Origin of the sequence: Maricaulis sp. (assembly GCF_048268525.1) — a bacterium.
GTDB lineage: Bacteria > Pseudomonadota > Alphaproteobacteria > Caulobacterales > Maricaulaceae > Maricaulis.
Window position 1 is genome coordinate 1 of sequence record NZ_JBLWVH010000007.1, and the last position, 25,067, is coordinate 25,067.

Genomic DNA, 25,067 nt, shown 5'->3' on the forward strand with positions numbered 1-25,067 from the left:
CCCCGGTCTGGCCGGGGATCGGCGCCGGTGTGGTGTCCAGGGGCAGGCCTTCCGCCGCCACGCCGCCGCGATGCTGGCGGGCCGAGGCGTATTCACTGGTCCGAGCGCCCAGCACTGGATTGACGCAAAGCAGTCCGCGCCCTTCGACGAAAGACAGATCGCCATCCGGGCGCCAGCTCATTGTGCGTTCAGTGAGAATGCGGATCCGGTCTGCCTCGTCGGGTCGGGCGTGGGAGTAGGCGTGAACGCACCGCACATCCTCCGCTGTTTCACACGGCGGAATCGTGACCAAGGCGTTTTCGAACAGGTCGAGGGGAACCGGTGAGTCGATGATGTAGGCGGCGACCAGACGGGAATGAATGTCGGGGGCGTCGGCGACCTGGTTGAGCAGCAGGCCCAAGGCATGGAATCCGCCCTGGCCGACCCCGGCCAGGATGATCGGGCGGGTGTCGCCGGTTTCGGCGAGGAATTGCGCGAAGGCCCGCTCGATATCCTGATGGGCAAACAGGCGTGCCTGCACGCTGTCCTCGCGATTGTTCATGAAGGCATACAGCGCTGCCTGGCGGTAGCGGGGGGCGAACAGGACGCCGGATCGGGCAAACGGTGCGGCGTAGTTTGGCAGGGCGATCTCGACGACGGCGCGATTGGCGCTTTCCTTGTCCAGGTCCGCATTCCAGTTCGACCCACCGGAATACGTCGTCGGATGGATGAAAAAGACAGCCGGTTCATCCGCCTCGGCAAACGTGCCGGTCGCGTACCAGGCATCCGCTCGCGCGTAATCGGCACCATCGGGCGGCGTATAGGTCTGGAAAGGTTCGCCAGGGTCCTGGAAGGTCTGGTAGATCTGGTCACGCAGGAACCAGCTGGCCAGAGCCGCGATCACCAGCAGTCCGGCAATCCCGGTGACGATCATCCAGCGCGCGATCGTGATCGGATTTGCGAGCATCTGACTTTTCAACCCTTGTTTGTCTATTGGCCTGCAAGTTGTCCGGCGAGGCGATTGGCGACCGATTTGCCTTACCCTATGCTGACACGGCTGCCGGGGGGTAGTGCTTACGCCTGTCCGGCGTCAATTGAATGGGAACACCATGTTTCGCTGGCTTCGCAACAGTTTCCTGACCGGTATCGTCATTGCCACCCCCCTCGGCGTGACCCTCTATCTGATTGTCACATTCGTCGGCTTCGTCGACAATGTGGTCAAGCCCCTGATCCCGGCCCGCTACAATCCCGAGACCTATCTGCCGGCCGACTTCACCATTCCCGGCCTGGGCGTGTTGATCGCCGTCCTGCTGTTGACGGCGCTGGGTGCCCTGGCGGCGAATATTTTCGGCAGAACCTTGATCGGGATCGGTGACCGCATCCTCAATGGCGTTCCATTGGTCCGCAATGTCTATGGCGCCCTGAAGCAGATCATGGAAACGGTGTTTTCCGGAAAAGCCAATTCCTTCAAGGAAGTGGTGCTGATCGAATACCCGATGAAGGGACTGTATGTTGTCGCCTTTGTCTCGGCCGAGGGGCGGGGCGACCTCAAACACAAGATCAGTGAGGATGTCGTCGCGCTGTTTGTGCCGACAACACCCAATCCGACGTCCGGTTTCTTGCTGTACACCCCGCGCTCGAACACAATCCATGTCGACATGACTGTCGAGGAGGCCGCCAAGCTGATCATCTCGTTCGGCATGGTCACGCCGGACAAGCTTCCGGACGAGGTCAAGGCGACCCTGCCACGTGAGATCTTTGACCCGGTCCAACCCGACTAGCCGGAGCGCAGGAAGCGTACGCCCTGATCGTGATCGAACAGGTAGAGCAGGGTGCGCAGGGCGTCGCCGGTGTCGCCCTTCAGATCCGGATCCTGGTGAACGATCAGACGGGCGTGGTCATTGGCCAGCTCGATCAGCTCGGCATGTTGCTCCAGGTCGGCCAGACGGAATTGCGGCAGACCGCTCTGGCGCAGGCCTAGCGGATCGCCGGCACCGCGCAATCGCCAGTCTTCTTCGGCGATCTGGAAACCGTCATCGGTCTCGCGCATCATTTCCAGACGGGCGCGAGCGGTCTCGCCCAGCGGCGCCTTGTAGAGCAGCAGGCAGGAGGAAGGCTTGTCGCCGCGACCGACGCGGCCGCGCAACTGGTGTAATTGGGCCAGGCCAAAGCGTTCGGCATGTTCGATGATCATCACCGTGGCATCGGGCGCATCAACGCCGACCTCGATCACCGTGGTGGCAACCAGCACATCCATTTCGCCTGCCCGGAAGCGGGTGGCGATGTCTTCCTTCTCCGCCGGCTTCATGCGGCCGTGCAGAAGGCCGACGCGGTCATCGCCCAGCGCCGCGCGCAGATGACGCCAGCGATCATCGGCGGCGGAGAGCTCGGACATCTCGCTTTCTTCGACCAGCGGACAGACCCAATAGACCCGATCACCCCGCCCGATTGCCCGGCGAACGCCCTCGACCACCTCGTCGAGCCGGTCCATCGACACCAGGCGCGTGTCCGGCGGAATACGGCCAGCGGGTTTTTCGTCGAGGCGCGACACATCCAGATCGCCGTAGACCGCCAGCGACAGCGTGCGCGGGATCGGAGTCGCGGTCATCACCAGCGTGTCCGGGCGCTGCCCCTTGGATGTCAGGCGCATCCGGTCGGACACGCCGAACCGATGCTGCTCATCAATGACGACAAGCCCCAGATCGGAAAACTCGATCCCGTCCTGGAACAGGGCATGTGTGCCGCACACCACATCGACATCGCCGTTGGCCATGCGCTCGAGGATGGCCGCCCGTGCCTTGCCCTTGTCCCGGCCCGTCAGCGCGACGACCGATAGTCCCGCCGGTTCAAGCATTTGCGAGAGTGTCTTCTCGTGTTGCCTGGCCAGAATTTCGGTCGGCGCCATGATTGCCGTCTGAACGCCGGCACCGGCGGCATGGGCGGCGGCGAGGGCGGCGACAAAGGTCTTGCCGGCGCCGACATCCCCGTGCAGCAGGCGGGTCATCCGGGCGTCGGATTGCATGTCGGTCCGTATTTCCTCGAAGGCTCGCATCTGTGCCCTCGTCGGCTGGAAGGGGGCTGCCTTCAGCACGGCACTGGCGGCTTCATCCGAGCCGTTCAGAGCCCGCCCGGATTGCGCCCGACGATGGGCGCGGACGATCTGCAGGGCGAGTTGACGGGCGAAGATCTCGTCAAAGGCCAGACGTTCGCGTTCCGGCGCTCCAGCGTCCAGCGCGCTGGAGCTTTGTGGGGTGTGGATGGCTTTGAGGGCCGGCTTGAAGGCTGGCCAGGCGTGCGTGCCGCGGAGGTCGCCGGGGATCCATTCGGGCAATTGAGGAACAAAGGTCAGCGAGCCGGCAACGGCCTTGCGCATGACCTTCGCGGTCAGGCCGGCGGTCAGGGGATAGACGGGTTCGACCAGCGCCATCTCGGACGCTTCGTCCTCGGTGATCACCAGGTCGGGGTGCACGATCTGGATTTCGGAACCGAAGCGTTCTGCCTTGCCGGAGATCACGCGGGTCTCCCCTTCGGGCAGAAGCTTGGTCAGATAGTCACGCCGCGCGTGGAAAAATATGAGGTGAAGAAACCCGGTCTCGTCGCGCAATCGGACTTTGTAGGGCTGGCCCTGGCGCTGCGCCGGGATATGGGTCTCAACCGTCGCGGTGAGGGTGACGATCTCGCCCGTCGGCGCGTCGGTAATGGTGACCCGTCGGGTCCGGTCGACCAGACCGGTCGGTGGTGTGAACAGCACATCGCGGATCCGCCCGCCACACACTTTCTCGACCAGCGTCGCCAGTCGCGGGCCGATGCCGGGAAGTTTGGTGACGTCCTGGAACAGGGGAAAGAGAATCTCGGGGCGCATGTTGTGCACCTTATCGGCAAGTTGCGCCGCTGCCACCGGTCGACGGCGGCGATCCGGCAGACTATATGCGCGGGCATGACCGATGACACTGAGATCCAGCGCAAGAAGCTGCGGATCCGGGCCTGGCGGCGCGGGTTCAAGGAAGCCGACCTCATCCTGGGCCGTTTTGCAGATGCCCGGCTTGATGGGCTGACGCCTGCCGAAGTCGACGACTTTGAACGTCTGCTCGATGAAAATGACGCTGATATCTACGCCTGGATCATTGGCAAGGAACCAACTCCGGACCAATTTGACGGCCCGGTTATGGACGCGCTCAAGACCTTTCGCGTCGATGCGGACGCCGCCTTTGGCGACGGGCCCAAGGAATAGACGCGGTGGCGACTGAGACGACAAGCGGAGTGTCTGAGCTCGAGATGATTGCCGCCGTTCACGGGACGGCGACCGTCTGTGGTGCGCCGGAAGGCCTGGACGCTCTGGTGTTTGCCGACACGGCCAGGCTGCGCGGCGGCGTCAATGTGTTCATCGCACGCGACGATTCGCGGGCTGCGGCTTTCGTCTCGGCCCTGCAATTCTTTGCGCCTGATATCGAATTGTTGCGCCTGCCGGCCTGGGACTGTCAGCCCTATGACCGGATCTCGCCAAGCCCGCGGGTGGCAGCCCGTCGCGCTGCAACGCTGGCCAGGCTGGCGTCGGGGCAGTCGGGTCAGGCGACCCTGGTCGTCACCACCGTCAATGCCATGGCGCAACGCTGTCCGCCGCGATCGGTGCTGGAGGGGTCCGGCCTGTCGATCCGGCCCGGCGCCAGCCTCGATGTGGATGTGCTGGTCCGCCACTTCACCGCGAATGGCTATTCACGCGCCGCAACCGTGATGGAGCCGGGGGATTTCGCGGTCCGCGGCGGCGTCGTTGATGTCTACCCGCCGGGCGCGGCTGAACCGGTTCGCCTCGACTTTTTTGGTGACACGCTGGAATCGGTCCGGGCCTTCGACCCGGAAACCCAGCGATCCCTGCGACAGATCAAGTCGATCGAATTCACGCCGGTCAGCGAAGTCCTGCTGGACGAGGCCAGTGTTTCGCGTTTCCGGGCCGGATTCGTGAAGACATTCGGCGCCTCTCGCGGCAGTGACCCGGTTTATGAAGCCGTCAGCGCCGGCGCCCGGCCGGCGGGCGTCGAGCACTGGATGCCGCTCTTTTATGAGCGTCTCGACACGCCGTTCGACTATTTGCCGAATGGCAGCCTGATCGCCGTCGACCACCTTGCCCATGAAGCCCTCGATGAGCGTCTGAGCCAGATTGCCGACTATTACGACTCGCGGATCGCGGCGGGCGAGACCCGCCATGAATCAGCCCTGTCGGCGCCGACCTATCGGGCCTTGCCGGCCGACGCACTTTATTTCGCCGACGGCGAATGGGACACGGCTTTGGCGGACCGGCCTGTACGACGCTACACCGCCTTCCGCGAACCGGGCCCGCAAACTATTGATGTTGCCGGCAAGCAGGGGCGCGGCTTTGCCGCTGAGCGGGCAGCCGAAAATACCAATGTGTTCGACGCGGTCGCGACGCATATCAAGGCGCTGTCGTCGTCGGGCAAGACCGTCATGCTGGCCTCCTGGACCGGCGGCGCGTCGGAACGCCTGGCCAGCGTGCTGGGCGATCACGGCATCTCCCGTATCCCGTTGCTCGACAAATGGTCGGATGTGCCCGCAGGCGGCAAGGGCGGCGTGTGCCGCGCCGTGCTGCCGCTCGAGCGGGGTTTTGAAACCGAGACTCTGGCGGTTCTGTCGGAACAGGACATTCTCGGTGACCGCCTGGCCCGTCCGCGCAAGAAGCGCAAATCCGCCGATATCATCGTCGAGGCCGGGTCGCTGTCGCCGGGTGATCTGGTCATCCATGCCGATCACGGTCTTGGCCGTTTCATCGGCCTGAAGACCTTGCCCGTGCAGGACGCGCCGCACGATTGTATCGAGCTGGAATATTCCGGCCAGGCCAAGCTCTACCTGCCGGTCGAGAATATCGAGCTTTTGTCCCGCTATGGTGCCGAGTCGGAAACCGCCCAGCTCGACAAGCTCGGCGGCGTGGCCTGGCAGGCGCGCAAGGCCAAGGCCAAGAAGCGCCTGCGCGACATGGCCGATCAGTTGATCAAGATCGCGGCGGAACGGCTGGCCCGAAAGGCCGAGCCGATCGAGACGTCCAGCGGCGCCTTCGACGAATTCTGTTCAGCCTTTCCCTATCCGGAGACGGATGACCAGCTGAACGCCATCGACGACGTGCTGACCGACCTGGGCCGCGGCCGCCCGATGGATCGTCTCATCTGCGGCGATGTCGGTTTCGGCAAGACCGAGGTCGCGCTGCGGGCCGCCTTTGTGGTGGCGCTCAGTGGCCAGCAGGTCGCGGTGGTGGCGCCGACAACCCTTCTGGCGCGGCAGCATTTCAAGACGTTCAGCGACCGTTTCCGCGGCTGGCCGGTGAAAGCCCGGCTCCTGTCGCGCCTGGTGACAGCCAAGGAAGCCAAGGCGACGCGCGACGAGCTGGCCGCCGGCCAGGTCGAGATCGTGATTGGCACCCATGCGTTATTGGCCAAGACCGTGAAATTCCGCGATCTCGGGCTGCTGGTCGTCGATGAGGAGCAGCATTTCGGGGTCAAACACAAGGAGCGCCTCAAGGAGCTGCGCTCCGACGTGCATGTGCTCACCCTGACCGCGACACCCATTCCGCGCACGCTGCAACTGGCCCTGACCGGCATTCGTGACCTGTCGATCATCGCCACACCGCCGGTCGATCGCCTGGCCGTGCGCACCTATGTCGCGCCGTTTGATCCGGTGAGTGTCCGAGAAGCGCTCTTGCGGGAGAAATACCGGGGCGGGCAGGCCTTCTTTGTCGTGCCGCGGATCACCGATCTGGAAGAGACTACCCGCTTCCTGCGCGAGAGCGTGCCGGAGGTGAGCTTCGTGGCGGCTCATGGCCAGATGGCGGCGTCCCAGCTCGAGGACATCATGACCGCCTTCTATGAGGGCCGCTATGACGTCCTCCTGTCGACGACGATCGTGGAGTCCGGCATCGACATCCCGACCGCCAACACGCTGATCATCCACCGGGCCGATCGTTTCGGCCTGTCGCAACTCTATCAGCTGCGCGGCCGGGTCGGTCGCTCCAAGACGCGGGCCTATGCCTATCTGACAACGCCGATGCGCCAGAAGATCACCGAGAGTGCCGAAAAGCGCCTGAAGGTGATGCAATCCCTCGATTCTCTGGGTGCCGGTTTCACGCTGGCCTCCCACGATCTCGATCTGCGCGGCGGGGGCAATCTGCTGGGCGAGGAACAGTCCGGCCATATCCGCGATGTTGGCGTCGAGCTCTATCAATCCATGCTGGAAGAAGCGGTCGCCTCCCTGCGATCCGGTGGTGACGAGCTGGAGGAGGGCGATTGGTCACCGCAGATCAATGCCGGTGGTGCCGTGTTGATTCCGGACCATTATGTTCCTGATCTGGACGTCCGCCTGCAGCTGTACCGACGCCTGTCCTCGCTCGACAACAAGACCGAGCGTGAAGGCTATGCCGCTGAGCTGATTGATCGCTTCGGTCCGCTTCCCAAGGAAGTCGAAACCCTGCTGCGCGTCGTGGCCGTCAAGGCACTGTGCAAGAAGGCCGGGATCGAGAAGGTCGATGCCGGTCCCAAGGGGGCCGTCATTCATCTGCGCAATGATCGCTTTGCCGATCCTGCCGGTCTGGTAGCGCACATTTCGGCCAATCCGGCCCTGTTCAAGGTCAGGCCCGATCTGAAACTTGTTTTGCGGGCTGAATGGGATGAGCCGGAGGACCGGTTGCGGGCGATCGAGCGGGCTATCGCCCCGCTGGCCGACATGGCCGTCAAGGCAAGGCAGACGGACGCCTGACGCCTGTTCTTGGCGTTCGGTTGCTTTGGCGGGCGATCCGTGGGGTCAGGCGCTGGCGATGACCGGATTTGGCCGTATCAGGCTGCGGCGCGCCCGGTCGATCATCATGTCGGCTGTCTCTCCGGGACGCGTTGGAACCGGTGCGGCCCGGACGCTGAGCCTGAACGGCCGCAGCGGATCGTCGCTTTCAAAGGCCGTACACTCGGCAATCGCCGCGACGCGTGATGCTACGCAATCAATCCCGACCGTATCGGTGAAAGGCAGGACAGCGAGGAAGATGTCCTCGTCGAACCGGGCAGCCGCGTCTTCGGTGCGCAGCAGGTGTCGCAGCATGGCTGCAAACTGGCGCCGCGCCTTTTCCGACGAAATGTCATCCGGACGCTCCGAGCCGTCCGGCAAAAGGACCTGAAGCGCAATCATCGAGAAATGCAGTGTGTCGCTGGCGCTGGCCTGGAGCAGGTCCTCAACGTGGGACGTCAGGAATGAGGGGTGGAACAGCCCTGTTTCAATGTCGAGGGAGCGAGTGTCCCGACAGGATTCCAGCGTCGCCTTGGCTTCGCGGCGGCGGCGCCGTTCAGAGGTGAGTGTCAGGACTCGTTCACGCAATTCGGCATCATCCGTGCCTCGTGGCAGGAGATCGGACACACCCCGTGCGAAGGCTTCTTCCGAGGCATCGGGGTCGACATCGTCGGTCAGGAGCAGGACCGGTGTGTGATAGAGCCGGGCATTGCGTCGCATGGCCGAGGAAATTGTGAAGGCGATATCGCGCTTGCCTTCCGCATTGAGCACAACAGCGTCGAACGCGCGCTCATGCAGATAGTCGAAAGCCGAGTAGGAGGAAAAGGCGGCAACCACATCGGCATCCACGGATGCGAGTGTGTGCTGGAGCGCCATGAAACGGGGTGAGGCATCGCCGACATAGAGGATGCAGGGCGGCTGGTCCTGGCGTTCCACAAGGCCTGCCTTCTGACCGTAGAGCGCGCTGACTTCGGTGCGGCGACGGGCGATGATTTCCATCGTGTGCAGGCGGAACAGGGCGCGGACGCGGGCGGCGATCTGGACCGGTGTTGCCGGTTCCCGGATCCAGGCATCAACCTGTTCGTCTGTTCCGTAACTGTCCGGTCCGACCACGAGGGTCGGGCGATCACCTGGCGCAAAACGTTCGAACGCCTTGAGGCCATCCTCAACATCACGGTCGCATTCGGCGAGGATGACGCCGACGGCCCAATAATGATGTCGGCGGGCTGGCGGGCTGTCCGCACGGACGAGGCGACAGTTCAGCGCGAGCCGTCCGAGCTTTTCGGACAAGGCTTCAACGCCGTCGGACATGCCAAAAACAAGGACGTCCAATGTGCGTCCCATTCGTCCCCCTGCCATCGTCCCCGGTCCTCCGGTGTTTCGCGAGTTTGTCACAAGTGCCACGCTTTCAAAACGAATGATTCGCGAGGTGAACCCCCATGAAAGCGCAAGGTCCTCTAAAAGGCGTTAAGGTGCTGGAATTTGTCGGTCTGGGACCGGCCCCGTTCTGCGCCATGATGTTGTCGGACATGGGGGCGGACGTCGTGCGCATCGACCGGCCTGGTGCACACGGGCTTGGCCCGGCCGATGTCCTCGCCCGCGGTCGCCGTTCGGTCGGGCTGGATCTCAAGGACGAGGGCGAGCTCGAAACGGCGCGGCGCCTGATCGGGGCGGCGGACATCCTCCTGGAAGGCTACCGGCCCGGCGTCATGGAGCGTCTGGGCCTGGGTCCCGATGTCGCGCTCGAGCGCAACCCGGCGCTTGTCTACGGCCGCATGACCGGATGGGGGCAGTATGGCCCGCTCGCCCACGCCGCCGGGCATGACCTCAATTATGTCGCCCTGACAGGCGCGTTGGGGGCGATCGGTGACCGGGACAAGCCCGCCATCCCGCTCAATCTCGTTGGAGATTTTGGAGGCGGAGCCATGTATCTCGGTTTCGGTGTCCTGGCGGCATTGCACCATGCCCGCGCAACCGGCGAGGGGCAGGTCGTTGATGCGGCCATTGTTGACGGTGCAACCTCTCTCATGGCCTCGCAGCACCAGCTCGCCGCCCTCGGCCTGTGGTCGCCGGAACGGGGGACCAATCTGCTCGACGGGGCCGCACATTTCTATTCGGTCTATGAATGCGCTGATGGCGCGTTCGTTTCGGTGGGGCCCCTGGAACCGGAGTTCTACGCCTTGCTGTGCGAAAAAACCGGGTTTGACGGGCAGGCCTGGCCGGCTGACTGGACGGGGAAAGGGTGGAGCGAAGCCAAGGAAGCGCTCGCTGCCCTCTTCAGGTCGCAGCCACGCCAGCATTGGTGCGATCTGCTGGAAGGCACAGACGCCTGTTTCGCGCCGGTCCTGACCTACGAGGAATCGGCCCGCCATCCGCACATGAAAGAACGGGGCGTCTATGTCGAGGTCGAGGGTGTGCGACAAGCGGCGCCGGCACCGCGTTTCTCGCGCACTCCGGGGGCTATCCAGGGCAGCGCCGGAAAACCGGGCGCGGACCGCGAAACGGTTCTGGCCGACTGGCTTCCGACTGATTGATCAGGCCGGTGCGCCCCGGGCGTGTCCGAAGTCCGCGTGGTCGGTATTTGCACCGGCCAGTCGGCAATCACGCAGATCGGCAAAGCGCAATCGCGCGCCCCGCAGATTAGTGGGAACAGACCGGCCACCGCCGAGCGCCAGAGGGTCCAGGCGGGCACCGCGCAGATCGGCATGCGAGAGATTGGCGCCCGACAGGTCGGCGCCGCGCAAATCGCTGTCACGCAGGTCACAGCCGCGCAGATCAGCCTGACTGAGACGCGCACCCTGCAATTCGGCGCCCCTCAAATCGAGGCCGGACATGTTGGCTCGCACCGCCTGCAAGGCTGTCAGCATAGCGCCTGCCGTACCGGTCACGCCGCGCAGGTCAATGCCGTCGAGGCGGGCGGGATCGCCCTGCTGACCGCCGGTCCTCACCCTCAGGACGTGGTCATCGATTCGTTGCTGGGCCGAGCGATCGTCGGTATCCGGAGGCAGGTCCGGCAGCTCCGGTTCATCCGGCAGCCGACCGACAAGCAGCCCCTTGGTTGTTGCCATCGACCGATCCCCGTGTTCCTCGCTGGTATTGCGGAAATCGGCATCGGTCAGGTTGGCGCTGGCAAATGATGTGCTGTTGAACAGCGCGTTGGCGAACACCGCCCCGGTCAGGTCGGCCCTATTAAACCGTGCGCCGGCCAGGCGGGTTTCTTCGAATCGGGCACCGACCGCACTGGCACCGGCGAGGCGTGCCTGGTCGAGCACGGCGCCGGACAGGACGGCAGCATTCAGCTTGGTTGCCCGTGACTTCGAAGCGGCCGGGCTGCCATCGCCGGACGGAGCGGCGAGCTCGCGAAAATCCGCGCCGGCGCAACGGGCTGCGGTGAGGTTGGCGCCAGTCAGGTCACAACCGCGCAAATCGGCGCGGTCGAGCCGGGCGGCGGTCAGTCGAGCCTGTTCCAGGCTGGCGCCGGCCAATCGTGCGCCGCGGAGATCTGCGCCTTCCAGATCGCATCCCGTCAGAATACTGCCGCGCAGGTCCGCATCACGCAGGTCCCGCCGCGCGAGGGACAGTCCCTGCAGGTCGGTATCCCGCAAGCTCGCCAGACAGCCGTCCGGCTTGCCTTGAAGCAAACGCTTGTGGGCATCGCAAATCCGGTCCAGCTGTTGCTGGTTGATCGGGGAGGGGGCTGTGCTGGGCAAGGCGGGGAAGTCCGGTCAGGCAGCGGGGGCGGAGGCGAATGGATGTCTCAGGATAGACCAACCCATTTTGTTCAAGAAAGTGTTCATGTCGGGTTCAGGGGCCATGCGCCATTTTCAGTATCGAGATCAGCGGACACCCTTTTCAGTCCCTCGCTCGTTCGTTGAGCTCGATATCGTAAAGATAGCCCCCGAAACGCCGGTCACCCCCAATGACCGGCGTTTCTTTTTTGTGGGCGCCTTGCTGCGCACGCGATCGAGGGATGACAGTTTTTGTCTCGCGTCGCCGTCATAGTGATCCTCAACGAAGCGAAAGCGCGATGGAGAGATCACAATGGCAATCGCAATCAATGCATATGTCGATGGCGTCAGCGGACTGCGCAACATGGTCCCGCACCGGTTCCGCGACGGTTTTTATCGCATGCAGCGTCCGGGAGACGAGATCGACTGCCTGCATGTCGAGGACCTGCGCTCGGTCTGTCGCTATCTCAACAAGGGCTATCAGTTGGCGATGAGCACATCGGAAGGCCATTCCATGCCGTCCTGGCTGCCGGCCGAAACCGTTCGGATCGCAATCCGCTGAGGACGGTTCAGTTCCTGAACCCGGCTCAGGGTAGACCGGGAAAATCACTGCGTCGGTGGTCGTTGACCATCTCGGCGAGCTCTGTTGGAGCGAGCACCTCTACCTGATCACCCCAGGCGTAGAGGTGCCAGCACATTTCCAGCCAGCCACAGGCTTCGAACCGAATAGTCAGTGAGCCGTCGTCTCCGGTCTCGCTAGTCTGGCCGGGATGGAAGCGGTAGCGCGCCGCATGAGGGGCTGCCCGGGCGGTGAAACGCCAGACCACCTCGCCAAACTCCCGGTCATCCTGGAACACCCCGAAGGCGCGGTTGGCGTAGGCATCAAAGTCAAACCCGTCGAGACGGGCAAACCAGTCTTCAGTGGCTTCGGCGACCTCGATGTCCTCGACGCGGAAGTGCCGCATATGGCCGTCCTCACGGTCCCGGTCGCGACCGACCAGATAGCGCCGCGCGCCCAACAGCAGGCCGTAGGGCTCGATCCAGCGCTCGCGAGCGGTCTCGTCGCGCCGCCCCCGATACCGGATTTTCAAGACAAAGGGCCCCTTGAGCGCTTGCGCGATGGCGGCGTCGACCTCGGGGTCGGAGGCTGGCTGCGGGCCGGGGCGGGCGGCATGCCCCATGGCTTCCAGCAAGGCTTCCTCGTCGGCTTCGACCCGGGCCCGGCCGCGGTCCGGCATCAAAAGGTCGATCTTCGAGCGCAGGCTGCGTAATTGCCCGGCCTCGCGGGCAAGCCCTTCGCGTTCGAGGGTGGACAGCGCCAGTTCCAGAGCCGCGACCTCGTCGGCCTGTGGGGCAAAGAATTCACCGACCCGGCGCCTCGGGACACGCCATCGCTTTATGCCTTCGTCATCAACATGGTCTTCCGTATCGGCAAAGACCTGTTCAAGCGCCTGGGTCATGCGCTGGGCGGTCCGGCGGACACAGCCGAACTCACGTTCGATCTCGGTCAGTGACACACCGCTGTAATTGCTGGCCATGCGGGCCAGCTGCAACAGATCAACCGCTTTGCCAAAGGACATGGTGTCTTCCTGAATTGCGCTGCTGTATTGCCGGGCGATCTGATAGACTCACCGGCGTGTGAATTGCATTCGACAGGACATGGACGAACCACTCAACCCGACCCCGCGCCAGTCTCATCTGCTGGTCCGCGTTCTCAGCGTCATCATTGCGGCGATCAGCCGCTCGATGGCGCGCGATGTGATGCTGTTTGCCGGCGGTGCCTCCTTCTTCGGCATGCTGGCTTTGTTTCCGGCCATCGCCCTGGCGATGTCGGTCTATGGTCTCATCTTCTCGGTTTCGGATGCCGAGCAGCAGATCGCGCGTTTCGCCGAGATCATGCCGCCTGGCGCCCAGGATTTTGTGCTCGGCCAGATGGGCCGGCTGGCCGACGCCCCGATTGCCGCCCTGTCGCTGAACGGCTTCATCGCCCTGATGATTGCCCTGTTTGCGGCATCCCGCGGCGTCAAGGCGATCATCGCCGGGCTCAATCATCTCGCGGAAGATCGCGATATTCGCAATATCGTCCAGTTCAACATCCTCGCAATGATGAGTGTTCTGGTCGGCGGAGCCTTGCTGACGGCTGCCAATCTCGCCGTGCTTCTGATCCCGGTTCTGCTGGCCCGCCTCGCCCAGGCGTTGGGTGTGGAGGCGCTTGATCTGGGGGCTATCGTCAATGAATGGACCGTGGCGGGCGGTTTCATGTTCATTGCCCTGGAGCTCCTCTACCGGGTGACAATGAAGAAGCGGAAGGAGGCGGTCAGCTGGCGTGCCTCGACTGCCGCCGCGCTTGTCGCTACCGCACTGTGGCTGGGGCTTTCGAAGGGATTTTCGACCTATGTCGGCGAAGTGATCGATTTTAGCGTCTATGGCTCACTTGGTGCACTTGTCGTCTTCCTGCTGTGGATTTATTGGTCAGCCTATGCCGTGTTTTTTGGTGGTGCCCTGGCCATGGAAGTCGACAATCGGGTGCGTGCATCGCGCGATGAAGGTGAGACGATGGCAGGCTCGGGCTAGCTATTTGCTGCGACTGCGATATAAACATGAACCGAATATCAACTTCGAGACGGGGTTCGCATGAAAAAGATATTTGCCGACGCCCAGGCCGCGCTTGACGGGCTGGTCTTCGACGGGATGACGATCATGGCCGGCGGGTTCGGCCTGTGTGGCATTCCGGAAAATTCGATCGCCGCCCTGCACAAGTCCGGCGTCCGCGATCTGACCGTGATATCCAACAATTGCGGCGTCGACGGCTTTGGTCTCGGTGTCCTTCTGGACGCCAAGCAGATCAAGAAAATGGTCTCCTCCTATGTCGGTGAGAACAAGGAGTTCGAGCGCCAATTCCTGTCCGGCGAGCTGGAACTGGAATTCAACCCGCAAGGCACACTCGCCGAGCGCATCCGCGCCGGCGGCGCCGGCATTCCCGGCTTCTTCACCAAGACCGGGGTCGGCACGCTGATCGCCGAGGGCAAGGAACATCGCGAGTTCGACGGCGAGACCTTCATCATGGAAACCGGTCTGAAGGCTGATGTCTCGATCGTGAAAGCCTGGAAGGCCGACCCGCAGGGCAATCTGGTCTTCCGCAAGACCGCCCGTAACTTCAATCCGATGATGGCAACGGCCGGAAAGGTCACCGTGGCCGAGGTCGAGGAAATCGTCGAGCTCGGCTCGCTCGATCCCGACGAAATTCACACGCCGGGCATCTTCGTCCAGCGCCTGTTCGTCGGCAGTTTCGAAAAGCGGATCGAACAACGCACCATTCGTGAAAGGGAGGTCGCATAATGGCCTGGACACGTGATGATATGGCGGCCCGTGCCGCACAGGAACTGGAAGACGGTTTCTACGTCAATCTCGGCATCGGCATCCCGACCCTGGTCGCCAACCACATCGCCGAGGATATCGACGTCACCCTGCAGTCGGAAAACGGCATGCTGGGCATGGGGCCCTTTCCCTATGACGACGAGGTTGATCCGGACCTGATCAATGCCGGCAAGCAGACCATCACCGAGCTGCGCCGGACCTCCTATTTCTCTTCAGCCGACAGTTTTGGCATGATCCGTGGCGGCCATATCGACCTGTCGATCCTGGGCGCGATGGAAATCTCCGAGCGCGGCGATATCGCCAACTGGATGATCCCCGGCAAGCTGGTCAAGGGTATGGGCGGCGCGATGGATCTGGTCGCCGGCGTCAAGCGCGTCGTGGTGATCATGGATCACGCCAACAAGAAGGGTGAGCCGAAGCTGCTCAAGGAATGCACCCTTCCGCTGACCGGTCAGGCCTGTGTCCACCGCATCATCACCACGCTGGGCGTGTTCGATGTGGTCGAGGACGGTCTGGAACTGATCGAGTTGGCCCCGGGCGTTTCGCTCGATCTGGTCGCCGAGCAGACCGAAGCGAAATACACGGTTGCGGCCAAGCTGGTTGAGCACGAAGCGGCCTGACACCGCAGTTTGACCCAGCACGATTACCGGAAATGGCAAGGGCGGTTCACCAAAGCGTGAGCCGCCTTAGCATTGTTTAATCCGGGTTTCACCTTCGCACACGGGCGTGTCCGGTTAAGACAGGCGGGCGAGGGAGATTCACATGCCACTGACACGTCTGTCATTGAACAATCCGGCTGCCGTTTTTGTCGGCATTGCGTTGATCGTGCTGATGGGTGTGGTCGCCTTCACGCGTCTGCCGATCCAGCTATTCCCGGATACCGAGCGACCACAGGTCAATATCGCCACATTCTGGCGCTCGGCCTCGCCGCTGGAAATGGAAAGCGAGATTATCGAGCCGCAGGAGCAATTGCTCACGGGTCTGCCCGGTCTCGAGGAAATGCGGGTGTTTGTGGGTGAGGGCTCGGCCTTTATCAATCTGACCTTCGCGCTCGAAACCGACATGACCCAGACGGCGATCGACATATCGAACCGCCTGTCCCAATTGCCGCCTCTGCCCCGCGATGCGGTCGGTCCGAATATCGGCGGTTTTGGCGGTGATGCGCAGCAAAGCCTGATCTGGTTCTTCTTGCAGGCCCTGCCGGATAATCCGAACGAAATCCACGACTACTCGGCCTTTGTGGAAGATACGGTGATACCGCGCCTGGAAGCGATCCCGGGCGTTGCCAGCGTGCAGATCGGCTGGGGTCAGAGGCCGGAAGAATTGCAGGTCACCATTGACCCCTATCGCGCTGCTGCGCTGGGCGTCACCCTGCCGCAGATATCCGGCGCCATCGTCAATAATTCCGACGTCTCCGGCGGCAATGCCGAGATAGGTCGGCGTTCCTACCAGATGCGCTTCGAGGGCGAGTTCGAGCCGGAAGAACTGGACGAGCTGGTGATTGTCTGGCGCGACGGTACGCCGGTGCGGCTGGGCGATGTTGCCACGGTCTCGGTCAATTATGGCGAGCGCAACAACTTCACCTATCAGAACGGCAATCCGGCCATGGGCATCGAAGTGCGTCGCCAGCCGGGCGCCAATGTCCTGTCGGCCCTGGACGCCGTGAAGGCGGAGGTCGCGGAGATCAATGCCACGCTGCTGGAAGAGCGCCAGCTCATCATGGCGCCATCCTTCGACGCGTCGGTCTTCATCATGCGGGCGATCGACCTGCTTCGGACCAATCTGCTGTTGGGCGTGGCCCTGGCGATCTTCGGCCTGTGGCTCTTCCTGCGCCGGGCGCGGGCGACGCTGATCATCTCGCTCGCCATTCCGGTGTCCTTGCTATCGACCCTGATCGTGCTGTTCCTGCTGGGCCGCTCGCTGAACGTGATCTCCCTCGCGGGCTTGGCCTTTGCCACCGGCATGGTGATGGACGCGGCGATTATCGTGCTGGAGAATATCATCCGACGAAGGGAGGCGGGCGAGGACGCCGACACCGCCTCCGACAAGGGCGCGCAACAGGTCTGGGGCGCGCTCCTGGCCTCGACGACAACCACTGTCGCCATCTTCCTGCCGATCATCTTCACGCGGAATGCCGAGGGGCAGATATTCGCTGACCTTGCCGTGACCATCGCGGTCGGGGTGGCGATCTCGATGATCGTGGCGGTGACCATCCTGCCGGTCGCTGCAAAGTACTGGATCCGCGACCGGTCGACCGTCACCCGACAACCCGTCCTCAACCGTATCGCCGGTTGGGTGATGACGGTCAGCGACAGCCCGCGCCGACGGATCGGTGTTGCAGCCCTGTTGATTGCCCTGCCACTGGCCTTCACCTGGTTCTCGCGTCCGGCGATGGACTACCTGCCGCCCGTCAAGCGCGATGCGGTGGATGCCTTCTTCATGTTCCCGCCGGGATCCAATCTCGACTGGATCGAAGAGGAGGTCGCGGCGACCATTGTCGAGCGGCTCGAACCCTATATGAGCGGCGAACGCGAGCCGGCCCTGCGTAATTATTATTTCGGGACTTTCCCGGGCGGTGGCGGCGCAACGGCGGGCATCCGGGTGCAGGACCAGTCACGCGTGGGCGAGCTGGAACGGATCGTCCGAGAGGAGATCATCACCGGTATTCCCGATGTGGTCGGCTTTGCCCAACAGGGCAATTTGTTCGGCGGCTTTGCCCAGGGCGGCAATATCCAGGTCAATATCCAGTCCTCTGACGAGGGCGCACGGGCGCGCGCCACCCAGGTCGGCCTGCAGATGTTGCGCGAGCGCTTCCCGGGCGTGAACATCAATGCCAATCCGCCGCCGCAATCGACCCAGCCGCGGTTGACTCTTGTGCCCAATGACCGGCGCATCCAGGAAGCCGGCTGGGCCCGCCGCAATGTGGCCGGCATGATCGCCATGCTGGGCGATGGCCAGTTCATTGGCGAGTATTTCGACGGCGAAAGCCGGATGAACATCATCCTCAGGTCGGAGGGCTGGGATACACCCGACCAACTGGCCGGGCTTCCCATCGCCACGCCGAGTGGCGCTGTCGTGCCCCTTGGCGATCTTGTCCAGGTGCGCGAAGAGGTCGGTGTCGGGGGCATCCAGCGTCTCAACCGCCGCCGCACGGTGACCATCAATATCAACCAGCCTGAAGGCGTATCTCTGGAAGAGATCCTGACCGTCGTCCAGGACGAGGTCGAGCCGGCCATCCGCGCGGAACTCCCGCCGGACGGGACAGTGGTCTATGGCGGCAGCGCCGACAGTCTCGACCGGGCGGTCAACACCATGCTGATGAATATGGGCATGGCGATGGTAATCCTGTTCCTGATCCTCGCCGGCATGTTCCGCTCGCTGCGTGATGCGGTGCTGGTGCTGGTCTCGATCCCGCTGGCCGGGGTCGGCGGGGTCGCCATGTTGCAGATTCTCAACCTGTTCGTGACCCAGCCGCTCGACCTCTTGACCATGATGGGCTTCGTCATCCTGCTCGGCCTGGTCATCAACAACGCTATCCTGCTGGTCGACCAGACCCGTCAGGGCGAGCGCGAGGGCCTGGGTCGCCGCGAAGCGGTGGAGCAGGCGCTGCACATGCGTCTCCGGCCGATTTTCATGTCGACCATGACCAGCCTGCTGGGCATGTTGCCGCTCCTGCTTGTTCCGGGTGTGGGCAGTGCGATCTATCGCGGCCTCGCGGCGGCGATCGTTGGGGGCATGAGCATCAGCCTGGTCTTCACCCTCGTCCTCATTCCCTGCCTGCTGCGGCTGGGCGAGGGAGCCCGTCAGCGTATTGCGCACACATCCTCAGCCGTTTCGGCCGAATAGACCTGACTTCGGAGACCCTCATGCTGGCTCGACTTTTCAAACTGGCGACTGCCTTCATCCTCCCCGGCCTGACAGGAGCGGCTCTGGCCGTGCAACCGGGGCCTCCGCCGCCTGCCGTTGTCAGGACGTCCGAGATCATTTCGCTCGACATGGCCCGGACGCTGACGACACCGGCCAGTGTGATGTCCCGCAATGATGCCCAGATTGCCGCTGAAGCGTCCGGTCGCATCACCTTCATCGCCGAGCCGGGGGACGAGATCGCCGAGGGCGGGCTGATTGCGCAAATGGATGACCGGCAGGCCCGCATCCAGCTGGAAGAGGCCCGCGCCCGTCATGCGCGCGCAGCCGCCAATGCCAGCTACCAGAATGCCGAGGCGACCCGTTATCAACAGCTGGCAGAAAACGGCACGGTCCCGGCGACGCGCCGCCGGGAAGTGGAACTCGCCCGTGATCTTGCGGTGCAGGACGCGCGAGAGGCCCGCTCGGCGCTCGACCGCGCGGAACTGGCGCTCGAGCGGACCCAGATCCGTGCCCCCTTTTCCGGGCGCGTTGCCGTGCGACTGATCCAGGTCGGGGAGCTGTCTTCACCGGGGCGTGACATCGCCCGGCTGGTTGATATCGAGCACAAGGAAGCGGTGGCCCAGGTCCCCGTGGCTGTCGCGCCTTTCCTGCGTGTCGGCATGGACGTGTCGCTGTCACTCGGCAATGAGCAGACCGTGCGCGCGCCGATCCGTGCCATCATTCCGGTCGGCGACGCTGTCTCCCGCACCTTCGAAGTTCGCATCGATCTGGAGGGGTCGGACTGGATTGTCGGCTCGGCGGCACGTGTGGCCTTGCCCACCGAAACACCGCGGACCCAGCTCGCTGCGCCCTATGACGCCGTGATCTTGCGCGCCAACGGCAATTTCGTCTTCGTTGTCGATGACGAAGACGTGGCCCACCAGGTCGCGGTCGTGCCAGGGGTGCGGACCGATGGCTATGTCGCTATTTCCGGCGAGATCGAGCCCGGTCAGCGGGTTGTCGTTTCCGGTGCCGAAACCCTGTCTGACGGGCGCTCGGTCACCGAGCTGGGCGAAGACGCCTGATCTCAGCAGGCGACCACATTGACAGCCAGGCCACCCTGGCTGGTTTCCTTGTATTTTTCCTGCATGTCGACGCCGGTCTGACGCATGGTTTCGATCACCTGATCCAGTGAGACCTTCATGTCGACCGACGTCGCGCGCAGTGCCAGGCGGGCCGCGTCGATCGCCTTGATGGCGCCGATGGCATTGCGCTCGATGCAGGGGATCTGAACCAGCCCGCCGACCGGGTCGCAGGTCAGGCCCAGATTGTGTTCCATGCCGATCTCGGCGGCGTCCTCGATCTGGGCGTTATTGGCGCCCATGGCGGCGGCGAGGGCGGCGGCGGCCATGGAACAGGCGACCCCGACTTCACCCTGACATCCAGCCTCGGCGCCGGAAATCGAGGCGTTTTTCTTGTACAGGGAGCCGATCGCCGCCGCTGTCAGAAAGAAGCGTTGCAGGGCTTCCTCGTCATCCTGGTCGCGATGGTATTTGTCGAAATAGCGCGCCACCGCCGGGATGATGCCGGCGGCGCCATTGGTTGGCGCGGTCACGACGCGGCCACCGGCGGCATTCTCCTCATTGACCGCCATCGCCCACAGATTGATCCAGTCCATCGCGGCGAGCGGGTCTTTCTTGGGATCGACGGGCTCGGCGATCAGGTCGCGATTCATTTTGGGCGCGCGGCGCTTCACATTGAGACCACCAGGCAGGACACCATCCTGCTTCAGGCCGCGATCGATGCAATCCTCCATGGCGCGCCACAGGCCCTCGATACCCGCCCGGATCGTGTCGTCGGGAAGGAAGGTGCGCTCATTGGCCAGCATGATGCGATAGATGGACAGGCCCGTGCGTTCGCCAATCTCAAGCAGTTCGGCGGCCGAGTTGAAGGGATAGGGTTCACCGTCCTTCACATCGGCGGCGGAATTGCGGCCTGCCTCGTGTTCATCGATCACGAAGCCGCCGCCGATCGAATACCAGATTTCCTCGCGAATGATGTCGCCGCTTTCGTCCAGTGCGCGGAATTTCAGTGCGTTGGAGTGGAAGGGCAGGCGGATATCCCCCCGGAAGTCCAGGTCCCGGCGCTCGTCGAATGGAATTTCACGGCCGTTGGCCAGCTTCAGCGTCTGCGCCTCGCGTATCCGGGCGAGGCGGGTCGGTATCGTGTCCGGATTGATGCGCGCGGGATCGCTGCCCTCCAGGCCGAGGAGTACCGCCGTATCTGTGCCGTGACCCAGTCCGGTCAGGGCGAGCGAGCCGTACAATTCGGTCTGCAACTGCGCGACCCTTGTGCCGGTCTTGTCCTCGAGCACGCGCTCGACGAACACCTTGGCCGCCTTCATTGGCCCCACGGTGTGGGAGCTGGACGGGCCGACGCCGATCTTGAAAAGGTCGAAAACACCGAAATGCATGGATCAGGCTCGCTGGTCGGAGGTGGTCAGGTGGCGATGGGTCAGGCTCAGCCGTCGCCAAGGCCCTGGTCACGGGTGAAGGCATTGAAACAGATGATGGTCTGCGTGTCCTTGATCCCGGCAATCGTCTGGACCTTCTGGTTCACGAAACGGCCGATATCGGTGTCGTCCTGCAGGGTGAAGCGGGCCAGCAGGTCGAAGGCGCCGGAGATCGAATGCACCATCGGCGCCTCGTCGAGATTGTCGACCAGCTTGGCAGCCACGTCATAGGTGTGGCCCAGCTCGCATTTGATGAAGACGTAGAATTGACGCATGGCAAACTCCTTGGGACTGCCGGCTACCCGGCGGGGGGGACTGCCGGCTACCCGGCGTGCAATGTGGGTGTCAGGTCACGGCCGACCGGATGTTGAACCGCGGCTCCTGCCAGACGCCGCTTTGCATGACATCGGCGAGGATGTCGACGGCGTTCCAGACATCCTCATACCCGACATAGAGCGGCGTGAAGCCGAAGCGCAGGATATCCGGCGCACGGAAATCCCCGATCACGCCCCGCTCGATCAGGGCCTGCATGATGGCATAGCCGTGCTTGTGGGCGAAGGAGACCTGTGAGCCACGTATGCCGGCATCGCGGGGGCTGCGCAGTTCGAACCCGTCGAGCCGGTCCTCGACCAGGTCGATGAACAGATCACCCAGAGCCTCCGACTTCGCCCGGATCGCCGACATGTCGGCGTCGAGCATGATGTCGAGGCCGCATTCCAGCGCCGCCATGCCAATGATGGCCGGGGTCCCGCACTGGAAGCGGTCAATGCCGGGAGCCGGTTCGTACCGGTCATCAAAGTCAAAGGGCCGGGCATGACCCAGCCACCCGGACAGGACCGGAAACACCCTGTCGTGATGACGTTTGGCGACGAACAGGAAGGCCGGAGCACCGGGACCGCCATTGAGATATTTATAGCCACAGCCCACCGCGAAATCGGCTTTGCAGTCATTGAGCGTCACCGGCATGGCACCGGCGCTGTGACTGAGGTCCCAGATCACAGGAATGCCCAGGGCCTGGGCGCGGGCCGTCACCGCCTTCATGTCGTGCAATTGGCCGGACTTGTAGTGGGTATGGGTGAGGAGCAGCGCCGCAACGTCTTCGGTCAGCGACGCATCAATGGCGTCCCGGTCGACCAGGACCTGCCGGATGCGCCCGCCGGAGAGGGCCGCCAGGCCCTCCATCATATACGCGTCGGTTGGAAAGTTTCCGGTTTCCGACAGGATCACGGAGCGCTCAGGTGCCAATTGCAGACAGGCGCACAGGCCTTTGAAAATATTGACCGATGTTGACTCGCCCGCGATCACTTCACCCGGGTCTGCGCCGATCAGTCGGGCAATCTTGTCGCCCAATCGCCGCGGGGCGCTGATCCAGTCATGGCTGTTCCAGGCACGGATGAGGTCTTCACCCCATTCGCGCTTCACAACTGACTCGACACGGTCGGGCGTGGATTTGGGCAGGGCGCCGAGCGAGTTGCCGTCGAGATAGATCACCCCGTCAGGGATGGAAAAACGCTCGCGAAACCCGGCCAGCGGGTCGGCTGCGTCGAGACGGCGAACGTCATCGCGTGTTGTCATGGCAGTTCTCTCAGTACGGCGCGCAGTGGTGCGGCATCGGCGCCGGCAATCTTGAGCGGCAGGGCAATGAGTTCGTAGCGCCCATCGGGAATGCCATCGAACACGAGGCCTTCGAGGATTCGCATATCGTGCCGCTGCACCGCGTGATGGGCGTCCATGGTCTTGGATGTCTGCGGGTCCAGTGACGCCGCGTCGACCCCGATCAACCGGCAACCGGACGCCGCCAGGCGGTCGATGGTGTCTGCGTGTAGCGCGCGGAAGTCCGGATCCCAGGTGTCGGTTGGAAATGAGGCATAGGTGCGGACCAGAACGCGGCTTGCCCCGTCAATCACCGACCAGTCCAGATCGGCTGGCGTCACGTGCGGATCGGAGCCGGTAGCCGTCACGAGGGTGCAAGGGCCGATATACAGATCCAGGGGCGTTGCGGCGATGTCATCGCCGGCCCGATCGTAATGACTGGGCGCGTCGGCATGGGCACCGCTATGGGTGGACAGGGTCAGGCGCGACACCTTGACCGGACAGTCCGGCCCGATGGTCCAGACCTCGTCGCAGGCAAAGGCGGTGTCGCCAGGCCAGACCGGCAAATCCGGGCGCAGGGTCTGCGATATGTCCCACATCTTCGCCATGGCTCAGAGCGAGGTCCGCACGGTCCAGATTTCCGGGAAGAAGCGCAGGTCCAGCGCCTTCACCAGATAGGACACGCCGCCGGTTCCACCGGTGCCGCGACGAAAGCCGATGATCCGCTCAACGGTCTTCATGTGGTTGAAGCGCCATTGCTGGAATTTGTGCTCGAGATCGACCAGTTTCTCGCCCAACTCATAGGCTTCCCAATGGGTCTCGCTATCGCGATAGATAGCCCGCCAGACATCTTCCACGGCGGGGCTGGCTTCATAGGATTGCGACCAGTCGCGATCGAGGCGGTCGGCGGGAATGTCATAGCCCTTGCGGGCCAACCAGCGCAGCGTCTCGTCCCACAGGCTGGGATTTTGCAACGCCTCGTCGACCATCTTGAAAGCGGGCGGATTGCTGGCATGGACCCGGGCGAGAGCGGCATTCTTGTTGCCGAGCCGGTATTCAAGCGTCCGGTACTGGAAAGACTGGAAGCCGGACGAGGCGCCGAGCTTGTCGCGGAAGGCCAGATAATCGGCCGGCGTCATCGTGGCGAGCACTTCCCAGGCCTGGATCAATTGTTCCTGGATACGGCTGACGCGGGCGAATTTCTTCAGTGCCGGACCGGCATTGTCGGAGCGGAGATCCGCCAGTGCGGCATCGGTCTCGTGCAGGAGAAGCTTCATCCACAATTCGGCGACGTGATGGATGACGACGAACAGCATTTCGTCATGCTCGTCGGTCAACGGTTTTTGCGCGGCAAGCAGGACGTCCAGGGCCAGATAGCCGCCATAGGACATCTCGTCCTTGAAGTCCCAGTGGATGTCCTCGCCGGACACATCCACACGGGATGAGAATGTCTCGCTCATCCTGTCACTCCCCGTTCTCCGGTCGTGAGCCGAGCGACTCACAATCACCGTCGTCGTTGCGTTGAGGTGTAGGGGTTAAGCGGGTCGACTGGCAACCGTAGCGGACGCTTGATGGCAAGCCGCGCCTTGCCTAGTTTTCGCCGCCAGTCAGGGGAGTGGACCATGGAAGCAGCCGTAGAACAAAGCGTCTGGGACGTGATCGGTCTTTATCTCCAGCAGGGTTATATCCACATCCTGCCGCGCGGCCTGGATCACATCCTGTTTGTGCTGGCGTTGTTTTTCGCTTCCACGCGTCTCAAGCCACTGATCTGGCAGATCTCTGCCTTCACCCTGGCCCACACGCTGACGCTGGCGCTCGCGGTGCTGGGCTATGTCGATCTGGATCCGGCCATCGTCGAACCAATCATCGCACTGTCGATTGCCTTCGTGGCCATCGAGAACCTGATCTTCAGGGACATGACCCGCTGGCGTCCGGCGATCGTGTTTGCCTTCGGTCTGTTCCACGGTCTGGGATTTGCCGGCGTGCTCAGCGATTACGGCCTGCCGGAGGACCAATTGCTGGCCTCGTTGTTGAGCTTCAATATCGGTGTTGAAGCCGGGCAGCTGACCATCGTGGCGGCCTGCTGGCTGGTGCTGCACCGCTTCGCCGAGGCGAACTGGTATCCATGGCTGGTCCGGTTTGCCTCCGGCGCCATTGCCCTGATGGCCCTGTGGTGGACTTTCGAGCGCATTTTCCTTGGCGGGTAGACATGAAAAAGGCGGCCCCGGTGTGGAGCCGCCCTTCATTCAATCCGATGG

General features: G+C 63.3%; 21 protein-coding genes. 11 read left to right on the forward strand and 10 right to left on the reverse strand.

The features are described from left to right. A partial coding sequence (locus tag ACN0X9_RS05425; RefSeq protein ID WP_417486603.1) for a DUF3089 domain-containing protein occupies nt 1–946 on the reverse strand: 946 nt, incomplete at its 3' end. A gap of 142 nt (nt 947–1,088) precedes the next feature. Between ACN0X9_RS05425 and ACN0X9_RS05430 the strand changes: the two genes are divergently transcribed. After that, nucleotides 1,089–1,760 carry a DUF502 domain-containing protein gene (locus ACN0X9_RS05430; RefSeq protein ID WP_417486604.1) on the forward strand — a complete coding sequence of 224 codons (672 nt, stop codon included), beginning with the start codon at nt 1,089–1,091 and terminating at the stop codon, nt 1,758–1,760. Here the strand turns inward: ACN0X9_RS05430 and recG are convergent. Next, nucleotides 1,757–3,841 (reverse strand): ATP-dependent DNA helicase RecG, encoded by a 2,085-nt coding sequence (gene recG, locus ACN0X9_RS05435; RefSeq protein WP_417486605.1) that lies wholly within the window; start codon nt 3,839–3,841, stop codon nt 1,757–1,759. The two genes, ACN0X9_RS05430 and recG, sit on opposite strands and share 4 nt — an antisense overlap. 75 nt (nt 3,842–3,916) lie before the next feature. Here recG and ACN0X9_RS05440 point away from each other — a divergent pair, with 75 nt between their 5' ends. Next, entirely contained in the window at nt 3,917–4,210 is a 294-nt protein-coding gene (locus tag ACN0X9_RS05440; RefSeq protein ID WP_417486606.1) for a succinate dehydrogenase assembly factor 2, read from the forward strand. Nucleotides 4,211–4,254: 44 nt separating this feature from the next. Continuing rightward, nucleotides 4,255–7,734: a transcription-repair coupling factor gene (mfd, locus tag ACN0X9_RS05445; RefSeq protein WP_417486698.1), complete on the forward strand. Its 3,480-nt coding sequence runs from the start codon at nt 4,255–4,257 to the stop codon at nt 7,732–7,734. 45 nt (nt 7,735–7,779) lie between these two features. On the opposite strand, the gene ACN0X9_RS05450 is transcribed toward mfd, so the two are convergent. Continuing rightward, on the reverse strand, nt 7,780–9,096 hold the full coding sequence (locus ACN0X9_RS05450) for a hypothetical protein (RefSeq protein ID WP_417486607.1): 1,317 nt from the start codon (nt 9,094–9,096) through the stop codon (nt 7,780–7,782). 95 nt (nt 9,097–9,191) lie between these two features. On the opposite strand from ACN0X9_RS05450, the gene ACN0X9_RS05455 reads away from it, so the two are divergent. Beyond that, on the forward strand, nt 9,192–10,286 hold the full coding sequence (locus ACN0X9_RS05455; protein WP_417486608.1) for a CaiB/BaiF CoA transferase family protein: 1,095 nt from the start codon (nt 9,192–9,194) through the stop codon (nt 10,284–10,286). Here the strand turns inward: ACN0X9_RS05455 and ACN0X9_RS05460 are convergent, their stop codons facing one another. Continuing rightward, a complete protein-coding gene (locus ACN0X9_RS05460; RefSeq protein ID WP_417486609.1) occupies nt 10,287–11,462 on the reverse strand; it encodes a pentapeptide repeat-containing protein in 1,176 nt (391 codons plus the stop codon). Nucleotides 11,463–11,793: 331 nt separating this feature from the next. On the opposite strand from ACN0X9_RS05460, the gene ACN0X9_RS05465 reads away from it, so the two are divergent. After that, a complete protein-coding gene (locus ACN0X9_RS05465; RefSeq protein ID WP_417486610.1) occupies nt 11,794–12,042 on the forward strand; it encodes a hypothetical protein in 249 nt (82 codons plus the stop codon). Nucleotides 12,043–12,067: 25 nt separating this feature from the next. Here the strand turns inward: ACN0X9_RS05465 and ACN0X9_RS05470 are convergent, their stop codons facing one another. Then, complete coding sequence (locus tag ACN0X9_RS05470; protein WP_417486611.1) at nt 12,068–13,060, reverse strand: helix-turn-helix transcriptional regulator; 993 nt, start codon at nt 13,058–13,060, stop codon at nt 12,068–12,070. Nucleotides 13,061–13,139: 79 nt separating this feature from the next. Here ACN0X9_RS05470 and ACN0X9_RS05475 point away from each other — a divergent pair, with 79 nt between their 5' ends. The 5 genes from ACN0X9_RS05475 to ACN0X9_RS05495 all read left to right on the forward strand — a co-directional run bounded on the left by ACN0X9_RS05475 (nt 13,140) and on the right by ACN0X9_RS05495 (nt 19,789). Continuing rightward, a complete protein-coding gene (locus tag ACN0X9_RS05475) occupies nt 13,140–14,054 on the forward strand; it encodes a YihY/virulence factor BrkB family protein (RefSeq protein WP_417479522.1) in 915 nt (304 codons plus the stop codon). 60 nt (nt 14,055–14,114) lie between these two features. Continuing rightward, nucleotides 14,115–14,819 carry a CoA transferase subunit A gene (locus tag ACN0X9_RS05480; RefSeq protein WP_417486612.1) on the forward strand — a complete coding sequence of 235 codons (705 nt, stop codon included), beginning with the start codon at nt 14,115–14,117 and terminating at the stop codon, nt 14,817–14,819. Beyond that, entirely contained in the window at nt 14,819–15,478 is a 660-nt protein-coding gene (locus tag ACN0X9_RS05485; protein ID WP_417486613.1) for a CoA transferase subunit B, read from the forward strand. Before ACN0X9_RS05480 ends, ACN0X9_RS05485 begins: the two co-directional genes overlap by 1 nt. Before the next feature lie 142 nt (nt 15,479–15,620). Beyond that, entirely contained in the window at nt 15,621–18,704 is a 3,084-nt protein-coding gene (locus ACN0X9_RS05490; protein ID WP_417479519.1) for an efflux RND transporter permease subunit, read from the forward strand. A gap of 20 nt (nt 18,705–18,724) precedes the next feature. After that, the gene (locus tag ACN0X9_RS05495) at nt 18,725–19,789 is read left to right on the forward strand and encodes an efflux RND transporter periplasmic adaptor subunit (RefSeq protein WP_417486614.1); all 1,065 of its coding nucleotides are present in this window, start codon (nt 18,725–18,727) and stop codon (nt 19,787–19,789) included. A gap of 2 nt (nt 19,790–19,791) precedes the next feature. Here ACN0X9_RS05495 and ACN0X9_RS05500 read toward each other — a convergent pair whose 3' ends face one another. The 5 genes from ACN0X9_RS05500 to kynA form a co-directional block, all read right to left on the reverse strand. Then, nucleotides 19,792–21,177 (reverse strand): L-serine ammonia-lyase, encoded by a 1,386-nt coding sequence (locus tag ACN0X9_RS05500; protein WP_417486615.1) that lies wholly within the window; start codon nt 21,175–21,177, stop codon nt 19,792–19,794. A 47-nt stretch (nt 21,178–21,224) separates the two neighbouring features. Continuing rightward, nucleotides 21,225–21,491: an Lrp/AsnC ligand binding domain-containing protein gene (locus ACN0X9_RS05505; protein WP_323761223.1), complete on the reverse strand. Its 267-nt coding sequence runs from the start codon at nt 21,489–21,491 to the stop codon at nt 21,225–21,227. 70 nt (nt 21,492–21,561) lie between these two features. Next, nucleotides 21,562–22,791 (reverse strand): kynureninase, encoded by a 1,230-nt coding sequence (gene kynU / locus ACN0X9_RS05510; protein ID WP_417486616.1) that lies wholly within the window; start codon nt 22,789–22,791, stop codon nt 21,562–21,564. Continuing rightward, nucleotides 22,788–23,417 carry an arylformamidase gene (gene kynB, locus ACN0X9_RS05515; RefSeq protein WP_417486617.1) on the reverse strand — a complete coding sequence of 210 codons (630 nt, stop codon included), beginning with the start codon at nt 23,415–23,417 and terminating at the stop codon, nt 22,788–22,790. The genes kynU and kynB overlap by 4 nt, the downstream gene beginning before the upstream one ends. 3 nt (nt 23,418–23,420) lie before the next feature. Continuing rightward, complete coding sequence (gene kynA, locus ACN0X9_RS05520) at nt 23,421–24,269, reverse strand: tryptophan 2,3-dioxygenase (protein WP_417486618.1); 849 nt, start codon at nt 24,267–24,269, stop codon at nt 23,421–23,423. Nucleotides 24,270–24,431: 162 nt separating this feature from the next. On the opposite strand from kynA, the gene ACN0X9_RS05525 reads away from it, so the two are divergent. Next, the gene (locus ACN0X9_RS05525) at nt 24,432–25,016 is read left to right on the forward strand and encodes a HupE/UreJ family protein (protein ID WP_417486619.1); all 585 of its coding nucleotides are present in this window, start codon (nt 24,432–24,434) and stop codon (nt 25,014–25,016) included. The last annotated feature ends 51 nt before the right edge of the window (nt 25,017–25,067 follow it).